This window comes from Pseudomonas sp. URIL14HWK12:I6, from assembly GCF_000514195.1.
In the GTDB taxonomy this organism is placed as follows: domain Bacteria; phylum Pseudomonadota; class Gammaproteobacteria; order Pseudomonadales; family Pseudomonadaceae; genus Aquipseudomonas; species Aquipseudomonas putida_A.
The window spans coordinates 84,582-102,085 of sequence record NZ_AZVL01000014.1; the positions used below are offsets into that span (position 1 = coordinate 84,582).

16 protein-coding genes are annotated in these 17,504 nt (G+C 59.6%); 9 read left to right on the forward strand and 7 right to left on the reverse strand.

From position 1 onward, the window contains the following. Positions 1 to 9 precede the first annotated feature (9 nt). A complete protein-coding gene (locus tag H043_RS0118870; protein WP_025111491.1) occupies positions 10 to 465 on the reverse strand; it encodes a (2Fe-2S)-binding protein in 456 nt (151 codons plus the stop codon). Positions 466 to 716: 251 nt separating this feature from the next. On the opposite strand from H043_RS0118870, the gene H043_RS0118875 reads away from it, so the two are divergent. Continuing rightward, a complete protein-coding gene (locus tag H043_RS0118875) occupies positions 717 to 1,547 on the forward strand; it encodes an alpha/beta fold hydrolase (protein WP_027613154.1) in 831 nt (276 codons plus the stop codon). 671 nt (positions 1,548 to 2,218) lie between these two features. On the opposite strand, the gene H043_RS0118880 is transcribed toward H043_RS0118875, so the two are convergent. Continuing rightward, positions 2,219 to 2,611, reverse strand: coding sequence for a GFA family protein (locus H043_RS0118880; RefSeq protein ID WP_027613155.1), 393 nt, complete (start codon positions 2,609 to 2,611; stop codon positions 2,219 to 2,221). A 92-nt stretch (positions 2,612 to 2,703) separates the two neighbouring features. Between H043_RS0118880 and H043_RS0118885 the strand changes: the two genes are divergently transcribed. The 3 genes from H043_RS0118885 (at position 2,704) to H043_RS0118895 (ending at position 4,942) form a co-directional block, all read left to right on the forward strand. Continuing rightward, positions 2,704 to 3,378, forward strand: coding sequence for a bifunctional 2-polyprenyl-6-hydroxyphenol methylase/3-demethylubiquinol 3-O-methyltransferase UbiG (locus tag H043_RS0118885; protein WP_027613156.1), 675 nt, complete (start codon positions 2,704 to 2,706; stop codon positions 3,376 to 3,378). 191 nt (positions 3,379 to 3,569) lie between these two features. Further along, positions 3,570 to 4,073, forward strand: a complete 504-nt coding sequence (locus tag H043_RS0118890; RefSeq protein WP_007965300.1) for a VOC family protein — start codon at positions 3,570 to 3,572, stop codon at positions 4,071 to 4,073. Between the two features lie 35 nt (positions 4,074 to 4,108). Beyond that, positions 4,109 to 4,942: an AraC family transcriptional regulator gene (locus H043_RS0118895; protein WP_027613157.1), complete on the forward strand. Its 834-nt coding sequence runs from the start codon at positions 4,109 to 4,111 to the stop codon at positions 4,940 to 4,942. 14 nt (positions 4,943 to 4,956) lie between these two features. On the opposite strand, the gene H043_RS0118900 is transcribed toward H043_RS0118895, so the two are convergent. Further along, positions 4,957 to 5,544 carry a LysE family translocator gene (locus tag H043_RS0118900; RefSeq protein ID WP_027613158.1) on the reverse strand — a complete coding sequence of 196 codons (588 nt, stop codon included), beginning with the start codon at positions 5,542 to 5,544 and terminating at the stop codon, positions 4,957 to 4,959. A gap of 223 nt (positions 5,545 to 5,767) precedes the next feature. Between H043_RS0118900 and H043_RS30455 the strand changes: the two genes are divergently transcribed. Beyond that, complete coding sequence (locus H043_RS30455; protein ID WP_177325642.1) at positions 5,768 to 9,451, forward strand: hypothetical protein; 3,684 nt, start codon at positions 5,768 to 5,770, stop codon at positions 9,449 to 9,451. Positions 9,452 to 9,493: 42 nt separating this feature from the next. On the opposite strand, the gene H043_RS0118910 is transcribed toward H043_RS30455, so the two are convergent. Both H043_RS0118910 and H043_RS0118915 read right to left on the reverse strand, forming a co-directional pair. Then, positions 9,494 to 11,740: an ATP-binding protein gene (locus H043_RS0118910; protein ID WP_027613160.1), complete on the reverse strand. Its 2,247-nt coding sequence runs from the start codon at positions 11,738 to 11,740 to the stop codon at positions 9,494 to 9,496. Further along, a complete protein-coding gene (locus H043_RS0118915) occupies positions 11,737 to 12,351 on the reverse strand; it encodes a biliverdin-producing heme oxygenase (protein ID WP_027613161.1) in 615 nt (204 codons plus the stop codon). The genes H043_RS0118910 and H043_RS0118915 overlap by 4 nt, the downstream gene beginning before the upstream one ends. 273 nt (positions 12,352 to 12,624) lie before the next feature. On the opposite strand from H043_RS0118915, the gene H043_RS0118920 reads away from it, so the two are divergent. Further along, entirely contained in the window at positions 12,625 to 13,245 is a 621-nt protein-coding gene (locus H043_RS0118920) for a LysE family translocator (protein ID WP_027613162.1), read from the forward strand. A gap of 3 nt (positions 13,246 to 13,248) precedes the next feature. On the opposite strand, the gene H043_RS0118925 is transcribed toward H043_RS0118920, so the two are convergent. Next, entirely contained in the window at positions 13,249 to 13,662 is a 414-nt protein-coding gene (locus tag H043_RS0118925) for a VOC family protein (RefSeq protein ID WP_027613163.1), read from the reverse strand. A gap of 107 nt (positions 13,663 to 13,769) precedes the next feature. Between H043_RS0118925 and H043_RS0118930 the strand changes: the two genes are divergently transcribed. From H043_RS0118930 to H043_RS0118940, 3 genes are read left to right on the forward strand one after another with little or no spacing between them, the layout of a single operon-like run. Beyond that, positions 13,770 to 14,852: a bifunctional transcriptional activator/DNA repair enzyme AdaA gene (locus tag H043_RS0118930; RefSeq protein WP_027613164.1), complete on the forward strand. Its 1,083-nt coding sequence runs from the start codon at positions 13,770 to 13,772 to the stop codon at positions 14,850 to 14,852. A 31-nt stretch (positions 14,853 to 14,883) separates the two neighbouring features. After that, a complete protein-coding gene (locus H043_RS0118935) occupies positions 14,884 to 15,681 on the forward strand; it encodes an isocitrate lyase/phosphoenolpyruvate mutase family protein (protein WP_027613165.1) in 798 nt (265 codons plus the stop codon). A gap of 1 nt (position 15,682) precedes the next feature. Then, on the forward strand, positions 15,683 to 16,300 hold the full coding sequence (locus tag H043_RS0118940) for a DNA-3-methyladenine glycosylase (protein ID WP_027613166.1): 618 nt from the start codon (positions 15,683 to 15,685) through the stop codon (positions 16,298 to 16,300). Between the two features lie 105 nt (positions 16,301 to 16,405). On the opposite strand, the gene H043_RS0118945 is transcribed toward H043_RS0118940, so the two are convergent. Next, the gene (locus H043_RS0118945) at positions 16,406 to 17,503 is read right to left on the reverse strand and encodes an extracellular solute-binding protein (RefSeq protein ID WP_027613167.1); all 1,098 of its coding nucleotides are present in this window, start codon (positions 17,501 to 17,503) and stop codon (positions 16,406 to 16,408) included. Position 17,504: the final 1 nt, after the last annotated feature.

Consider the following 17,504-nt stretch of genomic DNA (forward strand, 5'->3'; position numbering starts at 1 on the left):
ATCTCCCAATCAGCCGATCTCGGCCGCACGTTTCACAGCCGCGCGGATTCGCGGATAGGTACCGCAGCGGCAAATATTGCCGGAGAGCGCCTGATCGATATCGCTGTCGGTGGGCTTGGGGATTTTCGCCAGCAGCGCGGCGGCAGACATGATCTGCCCCGACTGGCAGTAGCCGCACTGCACCACATCAAGTTCGGCCCAGGCCTGCTGCACCGGGTGCGAGCCATCGGTCGAAAGGCCTTCGATGGTGAGAATTTTCTGCCCGTTGGCCACGGCGGTGGCGGGCGTGATACAGGCGCGCAACGGCGCGCCATCGACGTGTACGGTGCAGGCGCCGCACTGGGCCATGCCACAGCCGAATTTGGTACCGGTCAGGTGCGCAACGTCACGCAGGACCCAGAGCAACGGCATGTCGGCCGGCACATCGAGCTCCTGATCCTTGCCATTGATATTCAAGGTCAGCATCGGGGATTTTCCTCAGACTCACGGTGTTCTGAAGGGGCGTCGCTACGGCCATCGAAGCCTGTGCGCGCCTCGGCTTATCCCTTTCAGCAAAGCCTAATTTGCGCGTGAAGCCAGACGTGGCGACCACCGGTCATGCCCTATCGCAAAAATGTCGACTTTAATCTTCTGGCTGATAACGGCGCTTATCCGAACCGTCACGACCGGTCTGCGACGAGCGCGGTAACCCATCACCTTGGTCAGGAGTCGCGAACATGGGATTTGTCACCACCAAAGACGGCGTCGAAATTTTCTACAAGGACTGGGGCCCGAAGGACGCCCCGGTGATCCACTTCCACCACGGCTGGCCGCTCAGCTCGGATGACTGGGATGCGCAGATGCTGTTCTTTCTGGCCCAGGGCTTTCGGGTGATTGCTCACGACCGTCGAGGCCACGGACGGTCGAGCCAGGTCTGGGACGGCCATGACATGGACCATTACGCCGACGATGCGCTGGCGGTGGTTCAGCACCTGGGGGTGAAGAACGTGGTGCATGTCGGCCACTCCACCGGCGGCGGCGAGGTCATCCACTACATCGCCCGGCATGGTCAGGACAACGTCGCCAAAGGCGTGTTGATCAGCGCGGTGCCACCGTTGATGGTCAAGACCGAAAGCAATCCGGGTGGTTTGCCGAAATCGGTGTTCGACGATTTTCAGGCGCAACTGGCGGCCAATCGTGCGCAGTTCTACCGCGACATTCCCACTGGCCCGTTCTACGGTTACAACCGCCCGGGGGCCACGCCTTCGGAAGGGATCATCAGCAACTGGTGGCGTCAGGGCATGATCGGCGGGGCCAAGGCGCATTACGACGGAATCGTCGCGTTCTCGCAGACCGATTTCACTGAAGACCTGAAGAAGGTCACCGTGCCGGTGCTGGTGATGCACGGCGAGGATGATCAGATCGTGCCGTACGCAAACTCTGGGCCTTTGTCGGCGAAACTGCTGCCAAATGGCACGTTGAAGTCGTATCCGGGGTTTCCGCACGGGATGCCGACGACTGAGGCGGCGACGATCAATGCGGATCTGCTGGCGTTTATTCGCGGTTGAGATAACCGAAGTCAGCTGACTCCCCTGTAGGAACGGGCTTGCTCGCGAAGGCAATCGGTCTGTCGATATCGAGTTGGCTGAACCACCGCTTTCGCGAGCAAGCCCGCTCCCACCAAGGTCGGTGGGGTACACACTTCTATCTATCCAACACAAATCCTGTGGGAGCGGGCTTGCTCGCGAAGGCAATCGGTCTGTCGACATCGGGTTGGCTGAACCACCGCTTTCGCGAGCAAGCCCGCTCCCACCAAGGTCGGTGGGGTACACACCTCTATCTATCCAACACAAATCCTGTGGGAGCGGGCTTGCTCGCGAAGGCAATCGGTCTGTCGATATCGAGTTGGCTGAACCACCGCTTTCGCGAGCAAGCCCGCTCCCACCAAGGTCGGTGGGGTACACACTTCTATCTATCCAACACAAATCCTGTGGGAGCGGGCTTGCTCGCGAAGGCAATCGGCCTGTCGATATGGAGTTGGCTGAACCACCGCTTTCGCGAGCAAGCCCGCTCCCACCATAGTCGGTGGCGTGCACACTTCTATCCATCCAACACAAATCCTGTGGGAGCGGGCTTGCTCGCGAAGGCAATCGGTCTGTCGATATCGAGTTGGCTGAACCACCGCTTTCGCGAGCAAGCCCGCTCCCACCAGGGGACTCGGTATTGCCCGGACTTTTTGCTATTCCTCGGTGCGCCCCGTCCCTTCGCGATCACGTTCGTAGTGGTGCGCCAGTGGCAGCGCCGGCAACCATGACTCGCGCCGCACAGTCCACAGTTCATAAGTCGGCTTGAGCTGGTTCGGCGCGTCCAGCGAGCCGACATTCACTTCAATTTCATCCCCCGAACGCGCCAGTACCGGCGAACCACAGCGCGGACAGAACACCCGCCCTTGATATTCGCCGGTCTTGCCACTGACGGTCACGGCATTCTCGGGAAATATCGCCGAGGCATGAAACAACGTGCCATGGTGTTTGCGGCAGTCGAGGCAGTGGCAGATCCCGACGCGGTAAGGTTGGCCCGATGCTTCGAAACGCACATCGCCGCACAGGCAACCGCCAGTTAATGGGTTCATGGTGTCTATCCTCTGCCAGACTCTGTTCAGCCTTTGAACATAGCAGCCGTACAAGCGAACGCCCACAATCGGCTTATACCGGAGACAGCGCCATGCCCTCCCCTGAATCCATCTTGTTACAGAGCTGGCACACCAACGCTGATGCCTGGATCGACGCGATCCGCAGCGGTGCCATCGAAAGCCGTCAGCAGGTCACCGATCAGGCGATCCTGCTGGCGATCATGGGGCGCCAACCGGAGCGCGTACTGGATCTGGGTTGCGGCGAAGGCTGGTTGTTGCGGGCGCTGGCGGATCGCGGTATCGATGCGGCGGGCGTCGATGGCGATGCGACGTTGATCGAGGCTGCACGCGAGGCCGGTTCGGCCAAGGTGCATGTGGCCAGTTATGCGGCATTGGTCGACGCCGAAATTGATATTGGCCGTGATTACGATTTGATCTGCGCCAACTTCTCACTACTGCATCAGGACATCATTCCATTGCTCGCCGCGATGCAGGCGTTGCTGGTTCCCGGCGGCGCCATGATCATTCAGACCCTGCATCCGTGGGCCGTGGCGGCCGGCGATTATCAGGACGGCTGGCGAGAAGAATCCTTTGCCGGGTTCAAAGGCCAGTGGCAGCCGATGCCGTGGTATTTCCGCACGCTGTCGAGCTGGTGCAACGCGCTGGACATGGCCGGGTTTCACCTGGTCAGCCTGCAAGAGCCGCAGCATCCGCAAAGCCCGGTGCCGCAGTCGCTGTTGATGATTGCCGAGCGGCGCTCCTTGTAGGAGTGAGCCTGCTCGCGATGGCGTCGTCGCAGCTTGCATAGGCGTTGCCTGACCCTACGCCATCGCGAGCAGGCTCACTCCTACAGGGTTTGGCGGCAAGCGACGCACTTGTCGATCTACGGCACCGCCATTCGACCAAGGACTGACTACGCTGTAAATCCTGCGTGTCTAACCTGCCGAGGATGACTGCCATGCAACGCTTTCAAAAACTCACACCGTGCCTGTGGTTCGATGATCAGGCCGAAGCCGCCGCGAAGTTCTATTGCTCGATCTTCGACCATTCGAAAATCACCGGCCTGACCCACTACAGCAAAGTCGGCCAGGAATTTCACGGCAAGCCGGAAGGCGCGGTAATGACCGTCAGTTTCGAACTCGACGGCCAGACCTTCACCGGCCTCAACGGCGGGCCGATGTTCAAGTTCAGTGAAGCCATTTCGTTTCAGGTCAATTGCCAGAATCAGGAAGAAGTCGACCACTTCTGGGGCAACCTGTCGGCCGGTGGCCCGGTCGAGGCCCAGCAATGCGGCTGGCTCAAGGACCAGTTCGGGGTGTCGTGGCAGATCGTGCCGGTGGCGTTCATGCACATGATGCAGGACCCCGACACCAGCAAGTCGCAACGGGCGATGCAGGCCATGTTCAAGATGAAAAAACTCGACATCGCCGAACTGGAGCGGGCCTTTGCCGGCCAGAGCTAATACACTCCGGTTCTGGCCTGCCGGGAACCATAACGATGAAACACGCTGCCGCCAAAAACCCTGAAAAAGCCCCTCGCTTCTGGCGCGACGATGCCCTGCCCTTCATCGAAGCGCGGGCCATCGCCGATGGCCGTGAGGTCTGCTACTCGCGCCATTCCCATGCGCATTTTTCAATTGGCGCGATCACCGCCGGGCGGAGCATTTATGTGCATGAGCAATCGACGTTCGAAGTCGCCGCCGGCACCGTGGTGCTGATGAATCCGGGCGACGTGCATGCCTGCAATCCGATCGATGATCAGCCGTGGTCGTACTTGATGTTGTATGTCGAGACGCCGTGGCTGACGGATTTGCAGCATCAACTGGGGTTCAGTGCGGAGCTGGAGTTTCGGCGGTTCTCCACTACTCATCTGGATGACCCGCGACTGTTTCGTGACCTGCAAGGGCTTTACGCCACCCTTGTCGACGAGCAGCAGGACGTACTGCGCAAACACAGCGCAGCGGTGGAGTTTTTCAGCGATCTGCAACTACGCTTGAACCCGGCTGAACCACCGTTGCGCGAACCGAATTTCAAGCTCGAACGCGCCGCCGACTTCATTCGCGAACACTGCACCGACCTGCTCAGCCTGGAGGACATCTGCACGGCGGCGCAGTTGTCACCGTCGTATCTGATCCGTACGTTCAAGCAGCATTACGGCATGACCCCGCATGCATTTGTGGTCAACCAGCGCATCCAGTTCGCCCGCGAACGTCTGCGCAGCGGCCAGTTGATTGCCGATGTCGCGCTGGAAGCAGGGTTTGCCGATCAGGCGCATTTTCAGCGCGCATTCAAACAGCATCTGGCGGCAACACCGGGCCAATATCGCGGCTGATCCTGGCGCCGGGCTCACGGCAACAGCAGATAACCCGCGCTCGCCGCCAGCAACAAGGCCATCAACCGATTGAACAGGCGCATCCCCTTCGGATTGCCCAGATACCCACGCAGAAACGTCCCGGCATAGACCCAGCAACCGACCGACAGATAACAGATCACCAGATACACCGCGGCGAACTGCCAGACCAGCCGTGCCTCGCCATCGGCGACAAACGCGCCCATCCCTGCCACACACGCCAACCAGGCTTTCGGGTTGAGCCATTGCATCACCGCGCCGTACAACATCGACGGCGCCCGACCCGTCTCGCCGGCATGCAACTGGCCGTCATCGGCAGCCAGTTTCCAGGCCATGAACAACAGAAACGCCACCCCGGCCAACTGCACCACCCGGGTCAGGAACGGCCAGAGTTTCAGGACTTCATGCAATCCCAGGCCCATCAGTACCAGCAACAATACAAACCCCAGCGTCGCTCCCGCCACGTGGCGCTGACTGGCCCGAAAGCCGAACTGCGCACCGGAACTCAGCGCGACGATGTTCACCGGGCCCGGGGTTATGGACGCCACTAGCGCGAACGCCGCCATCGACACAATCAGACTCATAACGCACCTGCCGCAGATTGGGGAGAAAGAGACTCAGGCTAACTAAGGCATAGCCTCCTGTATTGAACAAAATTGCCCTCGTATCGACCGACAGGAAACATACATTGAAACCAATACTGCAGAACAAACCCTGACTGCGCCGATATAGTCGCCATGCGAAAACAAAACTTCGCTATACCCGTTTATTGACCCACCTATATAGCCATGGATGGACTGACACCCAATGACGACTTCAACCAATCTTTTTCCCCCAGCACCTCTATCAAGTGAGCAACTTGAGCGACGTGATATTGCGCAGACAATGAGAGCCATGCTCGGAAAGTGGGAAAAGGCCAATGCCAGCGACAACTATGCCTACCCCACCAACCGTGTTAATAACAAACAACTGTGCATATCGACTCTTGAGGGAAGTCTATTCAATCAAGCGCATTTTTCGGCACACATCGTCCTGCGCCAACTGGTACGTCAGCCACAATTCGTTGCAATCGTCGATACGTTAGAAATCAATGATGACAACTGGACACTGGTCAATAAAAAGGGCGAAATCTTTCAAGTCCATGAAATCCAAACAACTGTCGGGACGTTTATCGAGCGCATTGATATCACCCAGCAGATCCACGCGATTGATTCGTTGAAAGCCGACCTGGAATTGCTGGCCAGAAGTGCAGTCATGACAGGCGGCATCGTTTCTTCAAGCGACCGTCTGCCGTTGCTCAACTGGCTGCAGTTCCAGCAACTGAACCTGCCCAAGAGCGTGGAACAGATTCAAAACCTGATCGCCTGGCTCGAACTGACGTTGCCGCTGCCACCGACGCATGGCAACTACTGGGGGATATCGAACGAAACCGGCGCAACAGAGCTGTGCATCGACGAAGATCAGCAATCGGCTATCTACCAGGTCATCCATAAGTTGATGGACAGGGGCGAGCCGCGCGCGGAACCGCTGATCAATTATCTGGCGGGCGCACTGCTCAAGAAAGAGACGCCGACAGCCCTGCGTGAATACCCGCGTCGCGCCTGGGCACTGCTGATCGAGACCGAAGAAGCCAAAGCTTTCGCCCAGTCCTGCTTCGAAGCGCTGAACGAGCCGTCCATGGTCAATGCGACTGTGCTGAGCACAGAGCAGCGCAGTCGACTGCTGGTCGCAGCGGTCATGCTGGATTTGTCGTTGGGTCGCGAAGACAAGAACCAGAACTTCATCGAGCAGAATATCTATAACCCAGGTTACGTGCAGGCTACCTCCCATGAGGTCAACCTGACACTGGAACAGGCACTCGGACGCCGACGTATCAAGGAATATGCAGTTCCCATGACGCTGGAACTGATCCTCGCCGGACTTGCACCTGAGTTCCTGGTCAGGACACCCGCGACTCTGCAGATCGGCACGCCAGGCTGGGTAATTCTGCGCAAATCGGTAAGTCTGGCCGAGAGCATCGCGCCTGGCCTGTCCAGTCAGATGTCCTATGACAAGCTGCTTGAATTGGGCGCGATCTTGCCCACTAGTGCCCAACAGCAGACCCTGCATGACTGGGCGAACCTGCAAGGCATCATGGACTGGTCGATGCTGAATGGCCTGGAACCGGAGAATGCCAATGACCTGCCAACCCAGGAACTGTTCAAGCAGGCAGCCAGCCAATACAACGCCCACCTCGAGACGATCAACACCGCACTGACAACGATCGCCACCCCACCGGTCAGCCGGCGCAAGCTGGCAAAAGCCGAGCTGTACGACGTAGGTTGCGATCCGATGATGCAAATAGCGTTGCCGGTCGAATACGGATACGAACGCCATTATCATCCCGTGCTTGATGTTTACATGACCCGCAACTTGCTGTTCAAAAAGGGCTATGACAGGCAATCCGGCACAAGTATCTACAAGGCGTATCCGGATCTGCTGACACTCGAACCAATCAACGACATTTACAAGGCAAAAGTAAAAGAACACTTCAAGCAATACAAAACAGCCATCAATACCACTGTGCGTCTGACACTTTCACGATTGTCACTGGAAGAACGGATGGCACTTGAATTCGGCAAGGTGGCCATATTCACCGTTCGCGATTTCTCCATACAAACCCCGATAAACAGCAGCTTTGTGCCGTTTGATCCACGTAAAACAGCGCGCTTCGGCAACATGCTGTTTTGCAAGTATGGATTGCAGTTCTACTGTTTTGAAATATTCCCCCTGCAAGGCATTTGCCGCAATAATCCGGCTCTTGCTGGAGCCTACATCCGCGGCCAGACACTCGATGAGATCGGATGGTTTACCGAGGGACCGAACGGCGACAAAGACTTCAAGTCGCTGACGTATCTTCATGCGCGAATCGAGAAAACCGCCTACTTCGAAGGCCAGCCCCCCTTGAGCGAGGAGCTGCGAGACAGGCCGGGCATCATTCTCGAACGCTTTGCCGAATTCGATGAACCTGACGACGCGCTACCCCTTACGCGTAGCCCTATGCACAGTTTCAACTCGGAACGTTTCGACAAGATCGGCGAAATCATTGCCGAACATAATCCCCCGACCCATTACGATCAGTTTTATGCAATCAGTTACGACAGACCCGCCCTGGAGAAGAAACATGATGACTGGGACAACGTCACCGAAACCATTCTCGACATCGTCATCCCGTTCCGCCAGTGCATCAGGGGCCTGTCCTCCAGTGACCCGGATCTTCGCAGCGGCGCCATATTCAGCTGTGTGATGGACCTGACCGCGATCCTCTTCGTCTTTGCCGGAGCGCTGGGGCCGTTCAGCAAGGCGCTGGGCAGCAGTACAAGACTGTTAAGCCTGAGCAAGGTCGGCGCAAGCGTAGCGCTGTCGGTGTTCAATCCGCTCGATGGCGTTCCGAAGCTGGTTTACGGTGGCGCCAGACTGGTCGGCAAAGGCGTGATGAAACTCAGCCATTTCGGCCATACCGTCATCCGGGCCGGAGCCGGACAACTCCGAGCGCTGAGCAGTACCAGCAGCGGCTCGTACGACCTGGTCAAGGCCCTGAGCAAGACCGGGGCTGCAGCGGAGATTCGCATGACGTTGCCGACGCTGGCGCATGCACGGGCATTGTTCAAGGATGATGCACTCGAAACAGTCGAACAGCTCGTCACACGCCTGAGCCAGGACGTTGTTTCCATACCCAAGGGCGGCAATGCGACAGAACTGCAGCATCTGTTCAACGCTGCAACGAGGGAAGCGACTCAGTCCTCAAAGGGATTCCAGCAACTGGAATCGTTAATCGGTCATGCCGCGGCGAACGACGTACTGATCAGCTTCACCAAAAGCAGAGGCCCCCGGTTCAACGGCACAAAGTTCACTACAAAAGCTGGTGACTATTCGGAAATACTTGGATCAATGGCCGAGCTTGAATCCAGGAAAGTCATCTATCTGAAGAATCATCAGCAAAGCATCTTGAAGACGGATCTGGGCAAGCCACCCTACAGCGACGTGATGCCCGAAACGGCGTTCAACCCGCAGGGTTTCACCGACAATGCGCAGAGAGCCGGAGCCTGGATGGTCAAGGGTTCGTCCTCCGACAACGAACTGGAGCACATTGTCGCGATCCTGCGCGAGTATACGAGCAACAATAAATCGCTCACCGATGCGAACGTGGTCAAAGAGATCCACGCTCGACTGGTGCCTCAACTGGCGGAGTCTGTGCGCGAGGTAGGACAGCCAACAAAATATGGTGGCAGCATCAGCGGTTATGCTTCGCTGGAACAACATCTGAAGACGCTCGATGCCGCCCATGAGCATGTCGACAAACACTTGCTGGCGGCCATCGCCGGTTTTCAAGGCTTCGGCGACGGCAATGGTCGTACCGCCAGCGCGGTGTATGCGATCAGCCAATTGCGCAACAATCGATTTGTACCGATGCCGAAACACGTGTTCATGTCGTTGAGCGATCTGGGCTAACCACCCAAAATCCGTGCCCCGTTTAAGGTGGCACGGATTTCTTCATTCCCCGGAGAGCATCGCCGGCACGGTAAACCGAAACTCCGTGCCCTCACCCGGCTCACTGCTGGCCTCGATGCGCCCGCCGTGGGCTTCAACAATCCCCTGCGTGATGTACAAGCCCAGTCCGGTTCCGGTCGGGTTGCCCTCCTTCACCGTCCAGTAGCGGTCAAACACCCGCGCCAGGTTTTCCTTGGGAATGCCTTCGCCGGTATCGCGCACGGTAAACACGATCTCTTTGCCGTCAGACTTGGCCAACACGCCCACCGAACCTTTGCGCGGGGTGAACTTGATCGCGTTGCCGATCAGGTTCGACAGCACCTGAAACAGGCGCTCCGGGTCGGCGTGGATTTTCAGGTCGGGATCGGCCTCGAACGAGATATTGATGTCCTTGTCCAGCGCCAGTGGCCCGAGCAGCGACTGGGTTTCCTCGAACATCTGCCCGACATCCAGGGTCTGCGGGGCGATGGTGTAGCGCCCGGCGTCGATCTTCGAGGTGTCGAGCAGATCTTCCAGTAGCGTGTTCATCCGCCCGGCCGCCTGCTGCATGGTGTCGATAGCCGTGGAGATGCGCCGCGAGGTGTGCGGGCCGTCGGAACTGAAGGTCTTCTGCATCATGCCGCAGAGCATGGAAATCACGGTCATCGGGTTGCGCAGGTCATGGGAAACCACCGCCACCAGTTCATCACGGGCGCGCACCGCCTCCTGCTCGCGGCGTACCTGTCGCGCCAGGTCGTTTTCCAGTGCCGAACGGCGCAAATCGTTGGCCGCGAACAGATCGCCATGACTCCATTTGGTGGAGATCCCGGCCATCTCGACTTTCCAGATTTCGAACGAAGTACGCGGACGCAGACGCAGGCCGGCGTCGGAATTTTCCAGATCCAGCGGCTTGCGCGGGTCGCCGCTCCAGTTGATGTTTTCCTTGACCTCGGGACGGAACCACATCACCCCGTTGTCCACCGGTTTGGGCAGGCTCATGGCAAGCACGCCGCTGGCCACTTGCTGAAACTGCGCAGCCGGCGGATAGACGCTCGCCAGATGATGGCTGGCGAACACCGGCTCACCGGTTTCCTGCAACCACTTGTGCAGGGCGCGAATGTCTTCTGGCTCCGGGCAGTTGCCATAACGGTGCAACTGCTTGTCTTCGATGATCGCAATACCCCCGGCCCCGGCCAGCGCCATCAGCACTTGCGGCTGCTGCGCCAGACCGTCGAAGACATTTTCCGGCGAGTCGATCATGGCTTGATTGAGCAGCGCCAGCGCCTCGACTTTCTCTTCGCGCTGGCGGCTGATCTCCAGCGCCTCCATCGCGCTGATCTGCAGCGACAGCACCTGACCGATGGTCTGGCACGCGCTGCGCAGTTCGTGCGGCACATGCAGCGGCTGGCGGTTGCCGCAGCTGATCAGGCCCCAGAGTTTGTCGCCCTTGAGCAGCGAGATGCTCATCGACGACAGCACGCCCATGTTCTTCATGTACTGGCAATGAATCGGCGAGACGCTGCGCAGAGTGGCAAAACTCAGGTCCAGCGGGGTCTGGGTGTCCGGGCGCAACTTGGGCACCAGCGGCACCGGCTGGTAATCGGCATTCGGGATGATCCGCAGCCAGTTGGTGCGGTACAGCTCGCGCGCCTGCTCGGGGATGTCCGAGGCCGGGAAAAACAGGCCGTTAAACACTTCCATTGACGGGTCGGACGCCTCGGCGATCACCTGACCGTGGCCCTCCTCCTCGAAGCGGTAGATCAGCACCCGATCGTAACCGGTCATTGCCTGGATTTCCTTGACGCTGATGTCGTACAGCGCCTGCAGCGAAGTGGCCGCTTGCAAGCGCTGGAGCATGCGCCCCAGATGGGTCTGGTTGCCGGCGACGTTGCGCGGCTGGAAGTTCTCGACGTGGATTTCCAGTTCCAGAATCAACACGCCTTGATGACGGTGCAGCAGACCTTCGAACGCGGTGCCGTTGAGGCGAAAGTGCAGCGGTCCGGCATCGGCAAATACCGGTTGTTGCAACGCCTCGCGCACGGCCGCCGCGTGCGTCTCACCCAGCAATTCGTGCAGTGGCTGGCCGAACAGTTCTTGCGCCGGGCGTGCCAGCAGGGTCTCGACGTTGGCGCTGATCTGAATGATGTCCAGCGCCGGCTCGCTCAGGGTCAGCAACAGGCCGTGGGGCTGGATTGCCCCGGGAAAGCGGATCGGTTCGTCGGCACAGTTGGCCAGCAGTTCTTCAAAAGCTTCTTGGTCTTGCGGGTTCATGCCAGTACCTCCCGGCTTTCGAGCCAGCGCTCGAAACAACTGAATGTGGTTCGGGCCGCCGCAACCACGGCTTCACGTTCGCTCGCATCCAGCGATCGACTGCCCAGGTATTCAATGAAAGCGCGCCAGCGGCGGCCGGTGGCGGCGCCATAAATGTCGAGGAATGCCGCGCCATTGTCGGCGTTCAGGCTCAACCTCGAGGCGATTTCGCGGCGCAGGATCTGCCCGCCGAGGGTTGCCCCTTCCAGCACGTACAACACCCCCAGGCAGGCATCGTTGGAGTCGATCACCGGCAACGACTGACACAGTGGCAAGCGAGCGATGGCCTCGGCCGTCAGGCCCAGCGCCTGCAGATCATTGAGCAGGATCTGCGTCTTGAGACGTGGCGCAAGATCGAAATCGACCGGGATCACGCCACTGTCGAGCAGTGCACTTTCCAGCGGTCGATAAAAGCCGTAGTAGGCCTGCATCAACCGTACAAAAGCGTTCGAATCGAGGGTATCGGAGAAAAAAGGAAGACGTTTTTCCAGTGCGATGTGCAGTTCGGCAGTGCCGGCTCGCAGATCTTGCAGCACCGGTGGCACATAAACTTCACGGGCCTTTGCTTGCATGTAGATCGCTCTTGGTGGGGCCGCTTCGGGGCCGGCAGGGTGTTTGCAGCTTTGGAAGGATATTACACGGCAAACGCCTTTTTCTGACTTGGCGCACAGATTTTTCTGACGAAACCATCGCCTTCAGACCTTTGAGAGTTTCGGCCAACCGGAAAAGTTCGACTCGATGGACGGGCTGCTGATGCTGTACCGCGACAGCACCACGTGACTGTACGGGTCAAGGCGCCCGCAGCCTGTGATAAAAAAGCACCATCGTTTCCGGAGCCCAAGCCCATGGATCTCGCCACGCTCTCGCTGTTTCTCCCGGCCTGTTTCGCCCTGAACATGGCCCCCGGCCCGAACAACCTGCTGTCGGTGAGCAATGCCACCCGCTACGGCTATCGTCGGGCCTGCGCCGCCGGTATCGGACGGATTATCGCGTTCGCCGCAATGATCACCCTCGCTGGCGCGGGGTTGTCGGTGGTGCTGCAGACCTCGGAATGGCTGTTCCATGCGATCAAGATCATTGGCGCGGCGTACTTGCTGTACCTGGCCTGGCAACTGTGGCGCGCCAACCCCGAGGCCGAGCAGCAGGTCGCAGGAGCGTCGGTGGGGTTCTGGCGCTTGGCGCGTCAGGAGTTTCTGGTGGCGGCAGGCAATCCGAAAGCAATCCTGTTGTTCACCGCGTTTCTGCCGCAATTCGTTGATCCGAGCCGCCCGGTGCCGGCGCAATTCGCGGTGCTCGGCGCGCTGTTTCTGCTGCTGGAATGGATTGCCATCGGCGCCTATGCGTGGATGGGCCTGCACATGCGCCGCTGGTTCGCCGAGCCGCGCGGCAAACGGATCTTCAACCGTTGCTGCGCAGGGCTGTTGTCGGCAGCGGCTTCGGTGTTGTTGCTGGCGAAACGCGCGTGATACCTAGGCCTCGGACGGCCCTTTGAGTTCGACCTGATTGCCGTCCGGGTCGAAGCAATACAACGACAGGCCGTAGCCCTCGGCGCCGAAGCGTCGGGTGGCTTTTTCCACGGTCAGACCGTGCGCCTGCAAGTGTGCGATCAGCGCCGGTTCATCGAACGGCTCAATGCGCAGGCAGAAGTGATCGACGTTGCGCCGCTCTTTACCGGCCGCCCCGCCACCCTTTTTGCCAAGTTCGCCTTGCAAGTCGACGAGGTCGATCATCGAGGTGCCGGCGCGCAGGTGCACCAGACCCAATGGTTCGTTGTGCCTGACCACCTCGACGCCGAAGACCTGGCGGTAGAACTCGATACTGCGTTGCAGATCGGCGACACGCAGGACGATGTGATCGATGTGTTGAATGATGAACGGTGGCATGGTTGGCTCCAGCGAATCGGCGATCCGCTGATTGTGGTGCAGAATCGAAAAAATTCACTGTCGATTTTTCGGTGGAGCCATCGAAATCCTGGATTTAAGCTCTGCCCATGAACATACAAACCGCACTGCTGCCGCCCCACGCCGAGATGGTTCGCGCCATGCTCGAACGCGACACCGCCTACGAAGGGGTGTTCTTCACGGCCGTGAAAACCACCGGGATCTTCTGCCGCCCCAGCTGCACGGCGCGCAAGCCGAAACCGCAGAACGTCGAATTCTTCGCCCACGCCGATGAGTGCTTGAGCGCCGGTTATCGCGCCTGCCTGCGCTGCAAACCGCTGGACGCCGCAGCCATCGCCCCCGACTGGGTGCAGCGCCTGCTCACCGCCGTCGATGCCGACCCGGAAATGCGCTGGAGCGATGCGCAACTGCTGGCCGCAGGCATCGAACCGCTGAAGCTGCGGCGCTGGTTCAAGCAGCATTTCGGCATGACCTTTCATGCGTGGCTGCGCACGCGCCGGCTCGGTATGGCGCTGGGCGGGATTCGCCAAGGCACCTCGATTGACCATGCGGCGTTCGACTCAGGCTATGAATCGCTCAGCGGTTTTCGCGATGCGTTCCAGAAGTCGTTCCACATCACCCCGGGCCGCGCGGCCAACAGTGAACCGCTGCTGTTCACCCGCCTGACCACGCCGCTGGGGCCGATGATCGCCATGGCCGAACGTCGCGGACTGGTGTTGCTGGAGTTTCTCGATCGCCCGGCGCTGACCCGCGAAGTCGAGGAACTGCAAACCCGTCATGGCTACGTGGTCGCCCCGGGACACAATGCGCATTTGCAGCTGATCGAAGAGCAAATCAACGAATATTTTGCCGGGACGCGCAGTGCATTCAGCGTCCCGCTGCATCTGCCCGGCAGCGCGTTCGACCAGCAAGTCTGGGAGCAACTGCTGCAAATTCCTTATGGCCAGACCAGCACCTACGGCGCCATCGCCTCACGCCTGGGCAAACCCGGCGCCAGTCGCGCGGTAGGTTTGGCCAATGGGCACAATCGGCTGTCGATCGTGGTTCCGTGCCATCGGGTGATCGGTGCGGACGGTTCGCTGACCGGCTATGGTGGTGGACAGCCGCGCAAGGCGTTTCTGCTGAGGCTGGAAAACGCTGCGGTGCAGCTCACGCAACCACTGGCTTTCTGACACTTCGCTCCACTCACAAGAAGGGATTTCGATGAACGCGCTCGACACTCGGTTCCACCAGTTACACCAGGAAGGTCTGCTGATCCTGACTAACGTCGCCGACGCCACTGGCGCGCGACTGGTCGAGCACGCGGGTGGGCAAGCGGTCGCCACCAGCAGCGCGGCAGTCGCTTGGGCGCATGGCTATCCAGACGGCAACACCCTGCCCCTCGAACGGCTGATTTCAACCGTGGAATCCATCGCGCGGGTGATCCAGGTGCCGCTGAGCGTGGACATCGAGGCGGGTTATTCCGATGACCTTGGCCGTGTGGCCGAAGTGGTCGACGCGGTGCTCGCCGCCGGTGCGGTCGGGATCAATATCGAGGACGGCAGCGGCGCCCCGGAGCTGTTGGCGCGCAAGATCGAAGTAGCACGGCAGATCGCTCAGAAGCGTGGTGTGAAGCTGTTCATCAATGCGCGCACGGACGTCTACCTCAAAGGTCTGGTACCGGCCGAGGATCGCGTCGCCGAAACCCTGCACCGTTCAGCGTTGTATCAGGCGGCCGGGGCTGATGGCTTGTTTGCCGCTGGCGTGACCGCCGCTTATGAAATCCAGGCAATCTGCAAGGGCACGTCACTGCCGGTGAACGTGCTCGGCTTCGCCTGCCTGCCCTCGCCGACCGAGCTGCAAGCTCTGGGCGTGCGGCGCTTGAGCGCCGGGTCCGGGATCGCCGAGTTCCTCTACGGCGCAATGGGTTCGCTGGTGAAAAGTTTCCTCGCCAGCGGTAAGCTCGACACCCATGATCTGAAGGCGCTGACCTACGGCGAAGTCAACGGACTGCTGAAATAGCATGCCGGATCGTTATCAGGCGGCCAGCGAATTTCTCGCCGCGCTCGACGAGGACTGGCAGCGCCACATTGCAGCCGTCGGCCCGTGCCTGCATCAACCGCACCCGGCGCGTGATCCTTACGAATCGCTGGTGCGGGCAATTGCTTATCAGCAACTGCACGCCAAGGCTGGGGATGCAATTGTCGGGCGTCTGGTGGCGCTGTTTCCGGGGCAGACGTTTCCCCGGCCTGAACAGATTCTCGCGACCGACTTCGATCAACTGCGCGGCTGCGGTTTTTCGGCGGGCAAGATTGCGACCATTCAGGGCATCGCCCAGGCAACGCTGGACGGTGTAGTGCCGGATTATCCCACCGCGCTGGCAATGGAGGATGAAGCGCTGATCGAACGCCTGGTCAGCCTGCGCGGGGTTGGCCGCTGGACCGTGGAGATGCTGCTGATTTACAGCCTGGAGCGCATGGATATTCTGCCGGCGGATGATTTTGGCGTGCGCGAGGGCTATCGGCGCTTGAAGGCGCCGGAGGTACAGCCGACGCGCAGGCAGATGATCGAGATCGGCTTGGCGTGGAGTCCGTATCGGACGGTGGCAGCTTGGTATTTGTGGCGCGTTGCCAAGGTCTAGACCGCGTTATCGTTCTTCGCGAGCAAGCCCGCTCCCACAGAGGAACGCATTTCAAAATTTGGGAGCGGGCTTGCTCGCGAAGGCGCCCGTCGACTCAACCTCAAATCAAAGACCTGACTTCAACTTGCTGAACGCCCGAATCAAAGCCCGGTTGAACGCCTTGCCATTGTCATTCTTGCTGTACAGCGAAGCCCGCACCGCCTCCGACGGATACGTCCCCGGATCATTACGGATCGACGCATCCACCAGACCATCCGCCGCCGTGATCGCATTGGCATAGTGAATGGTGTCGGTGATCGGCGCGATCACCTCAGGCGTCATCAGATAATCCATTAATGCCAGCCCGGCCTGTGGATGCGGCGCATCCTTGGGAATGACCATGGCGTCAAACCAGATCAACGTGCCTTCTTTGGGGATGCGGTAACTGAGCTGGAACGGCTTGTTCGCCGCTTGCGCCTGCCCCGCCGCAATCGCCACGTTGCCATTCCACGACATCGCCACGCAGGTGTTGCCGTTGGCCAGGTCGCTAATGTTCAGATCGTTGTCGAAGTAGCGAATGTACGGGCGGATCTTCGCCAGTTGCTGCTCGGCGAGTTTCAAGTCATCAAGGTTCTGCCGGTTGATGTCCAGGCCCAGGTACTTCATGACCGCCGCGAACACTTCGTTCGGATCGTTGAGCAGACTCACGCCACAGTCGGCAAATTTCGCCACCACCGCCGGGTCGAACAGCATCGCCCAACTGTCGGTCGGCGCGTTTGGCAGACGCCGCTTGATCGCCTGTTCCTGATAACCCACGCCGGTGGTACCCCAGGCATAAATCCCGGCGTAACGGTTGCCCGGATCGAACACCGCCATGTGCTGGCGGAACTCCTCGCCAACCCCGGCAAAGTGCGGCACCCGCGCCTTGTCCAGCGGCTGGATCGCACCGCTCTCGATGGCTCGCGACAGGTGTTGCCCGGCGGTCAGTACCAGGTCATAACCGCTGCGCCCGGTGAGCAGTTTGGTCTCTACGGTTTCCAGCGAATCGAAGTGATCGGCGACCACCTGAATCCCGGTTTTCGCCTCGAAATTCTTCAGGGTATCCGGGGCCAGGTACTCGCCCCAGATGTACAGATTGACCACCGGTTTCGCCGTTTCGGCAGCCTGCACACACAGGGGTGCAAGCACCAGCAATAACGCTTTACTCAGTTTGTGCAGGCCCATG

What these genes read in the sequence shown, in the direction of transcription:
- H043_RS0118870 (WP_025111491.1), bottom strand. Translation starts at nt 465, where the DNA reads ATGCTGACCTTGAATATCAATGGCAAGGATCAGGAGCTCGATGTGCCG.
- H043_RS0118895 (WP_027613157.1), top strand. Translation starts at nt 4,109, where the DNA reads ATGAAACACGCTGCCGCCAAAAACCCTGAAAAAGCCCCTCGCTTCTGG.
- H043_RS0118890 (WP_007965300.1), top strand. Translation starts at nt 3,570, where the DNA reads ATGCAACGCTTTCAAAAACTCACACCGTGCCTGTGGTTCGATGATCAG.
- H043_RS0118875 (WP_027613154.1), top strand. Translation starts at nt 717, where the DNA reads ATGGGATTTGTCACCACCAAAGACGGCGTCGAAATTTTCTACAAGGAC.
- H043_RS0118935 (WP_027613165.1), top strand. Translation starts at nt 14,884, where the DNA reads ATGAACGCGCTCGACACTCGGTTCCACCAGTTACACCAGGAAGGTCTG.
- H043_RS0118915 (WP_027613161.1), bottom strand. Translation starts at nt 12,351, where the DNA reads ATGCAAGCAAAGGCCCGTGAAGTTTATGTGCCACCGGTGCTGCAAGAT.
- H043_RS0118885 (WP_027613156.1), top strand. Translation starts at nt 2,704, where the DNA reads ATGCCCTCCCCTGAATCCATCTTGTTACAGAGCTGGCACACCAACGCT.
- H043_RS0118920 (WP_027613162.1), top strand. Translation starts at nt 12,625, where the DNA reads ATGGATCTCGCCACGCTCTCGCTGTTTCTCCCGGCCTGTTTCGCCCTG.
- H043_RS0118900 (WP_027613158.1), bottom strand. Translation starts at nt 5,544, where the DNA reads ATGAGTCTGATTGTGTCGATGGCGGCGTTCGCGCTAGTGGCGTCCATA.
- H043_RS0118945 (WP_027613167.1), bottom strand. Translation starts at nt 17,503, where the DNA reads ATGGGCCTGCACAAACTGAGTAAAGCGTTATTGCTGGTGCTTGCACCC.
- H043_RS0118930 (WP_027613164.1), top strand. Translation starts at nt 13,770, where the DNA reads ATGAACATACAAACCGCACTGCTGCCGCCCCACGCCGAGATGGTTCGC.
- H043_RS0118940 (WP_027613166.1), top strand. Translation starts at nt 15,683, where the DNA reads ATGCCGGATCGTTATCAGGCGGCCAGCGAATTTCTCGCCGCGCTCGAC.
- H043_RS0118925 (WP_027613163.1), bottom strand. Translation starts at nt 13,662, where the DNA reads ATGCCACCGTTCATCATTCAACACATCGATCACATCGTCCTGCGTGTC.
- H043_RS30455 (WP_177325642.1), top strand. Translation starts at nt 5,768, where the DNA reads ATGACGACTTCAACCAATCTTTTTCCCCCAGCACCTCTATCAAGTGAG.
- H043_RS0118910 (WP_027613160.1), bottom strand. Translation starts at nt 11,740, where the DNA reads ATGAACCCGCAAGACCAAGAAGCTTTTGAAGAACTGCTGGCCAACTGT.
- H043_RS0118880 (WP_027613155.1), bottom strand. Translation starts at nt 2,611, where the DNA reads ATGAACCCATTAACTGGCGGTTGCCTGTGCGGCGATGTGCGTTTCGAA.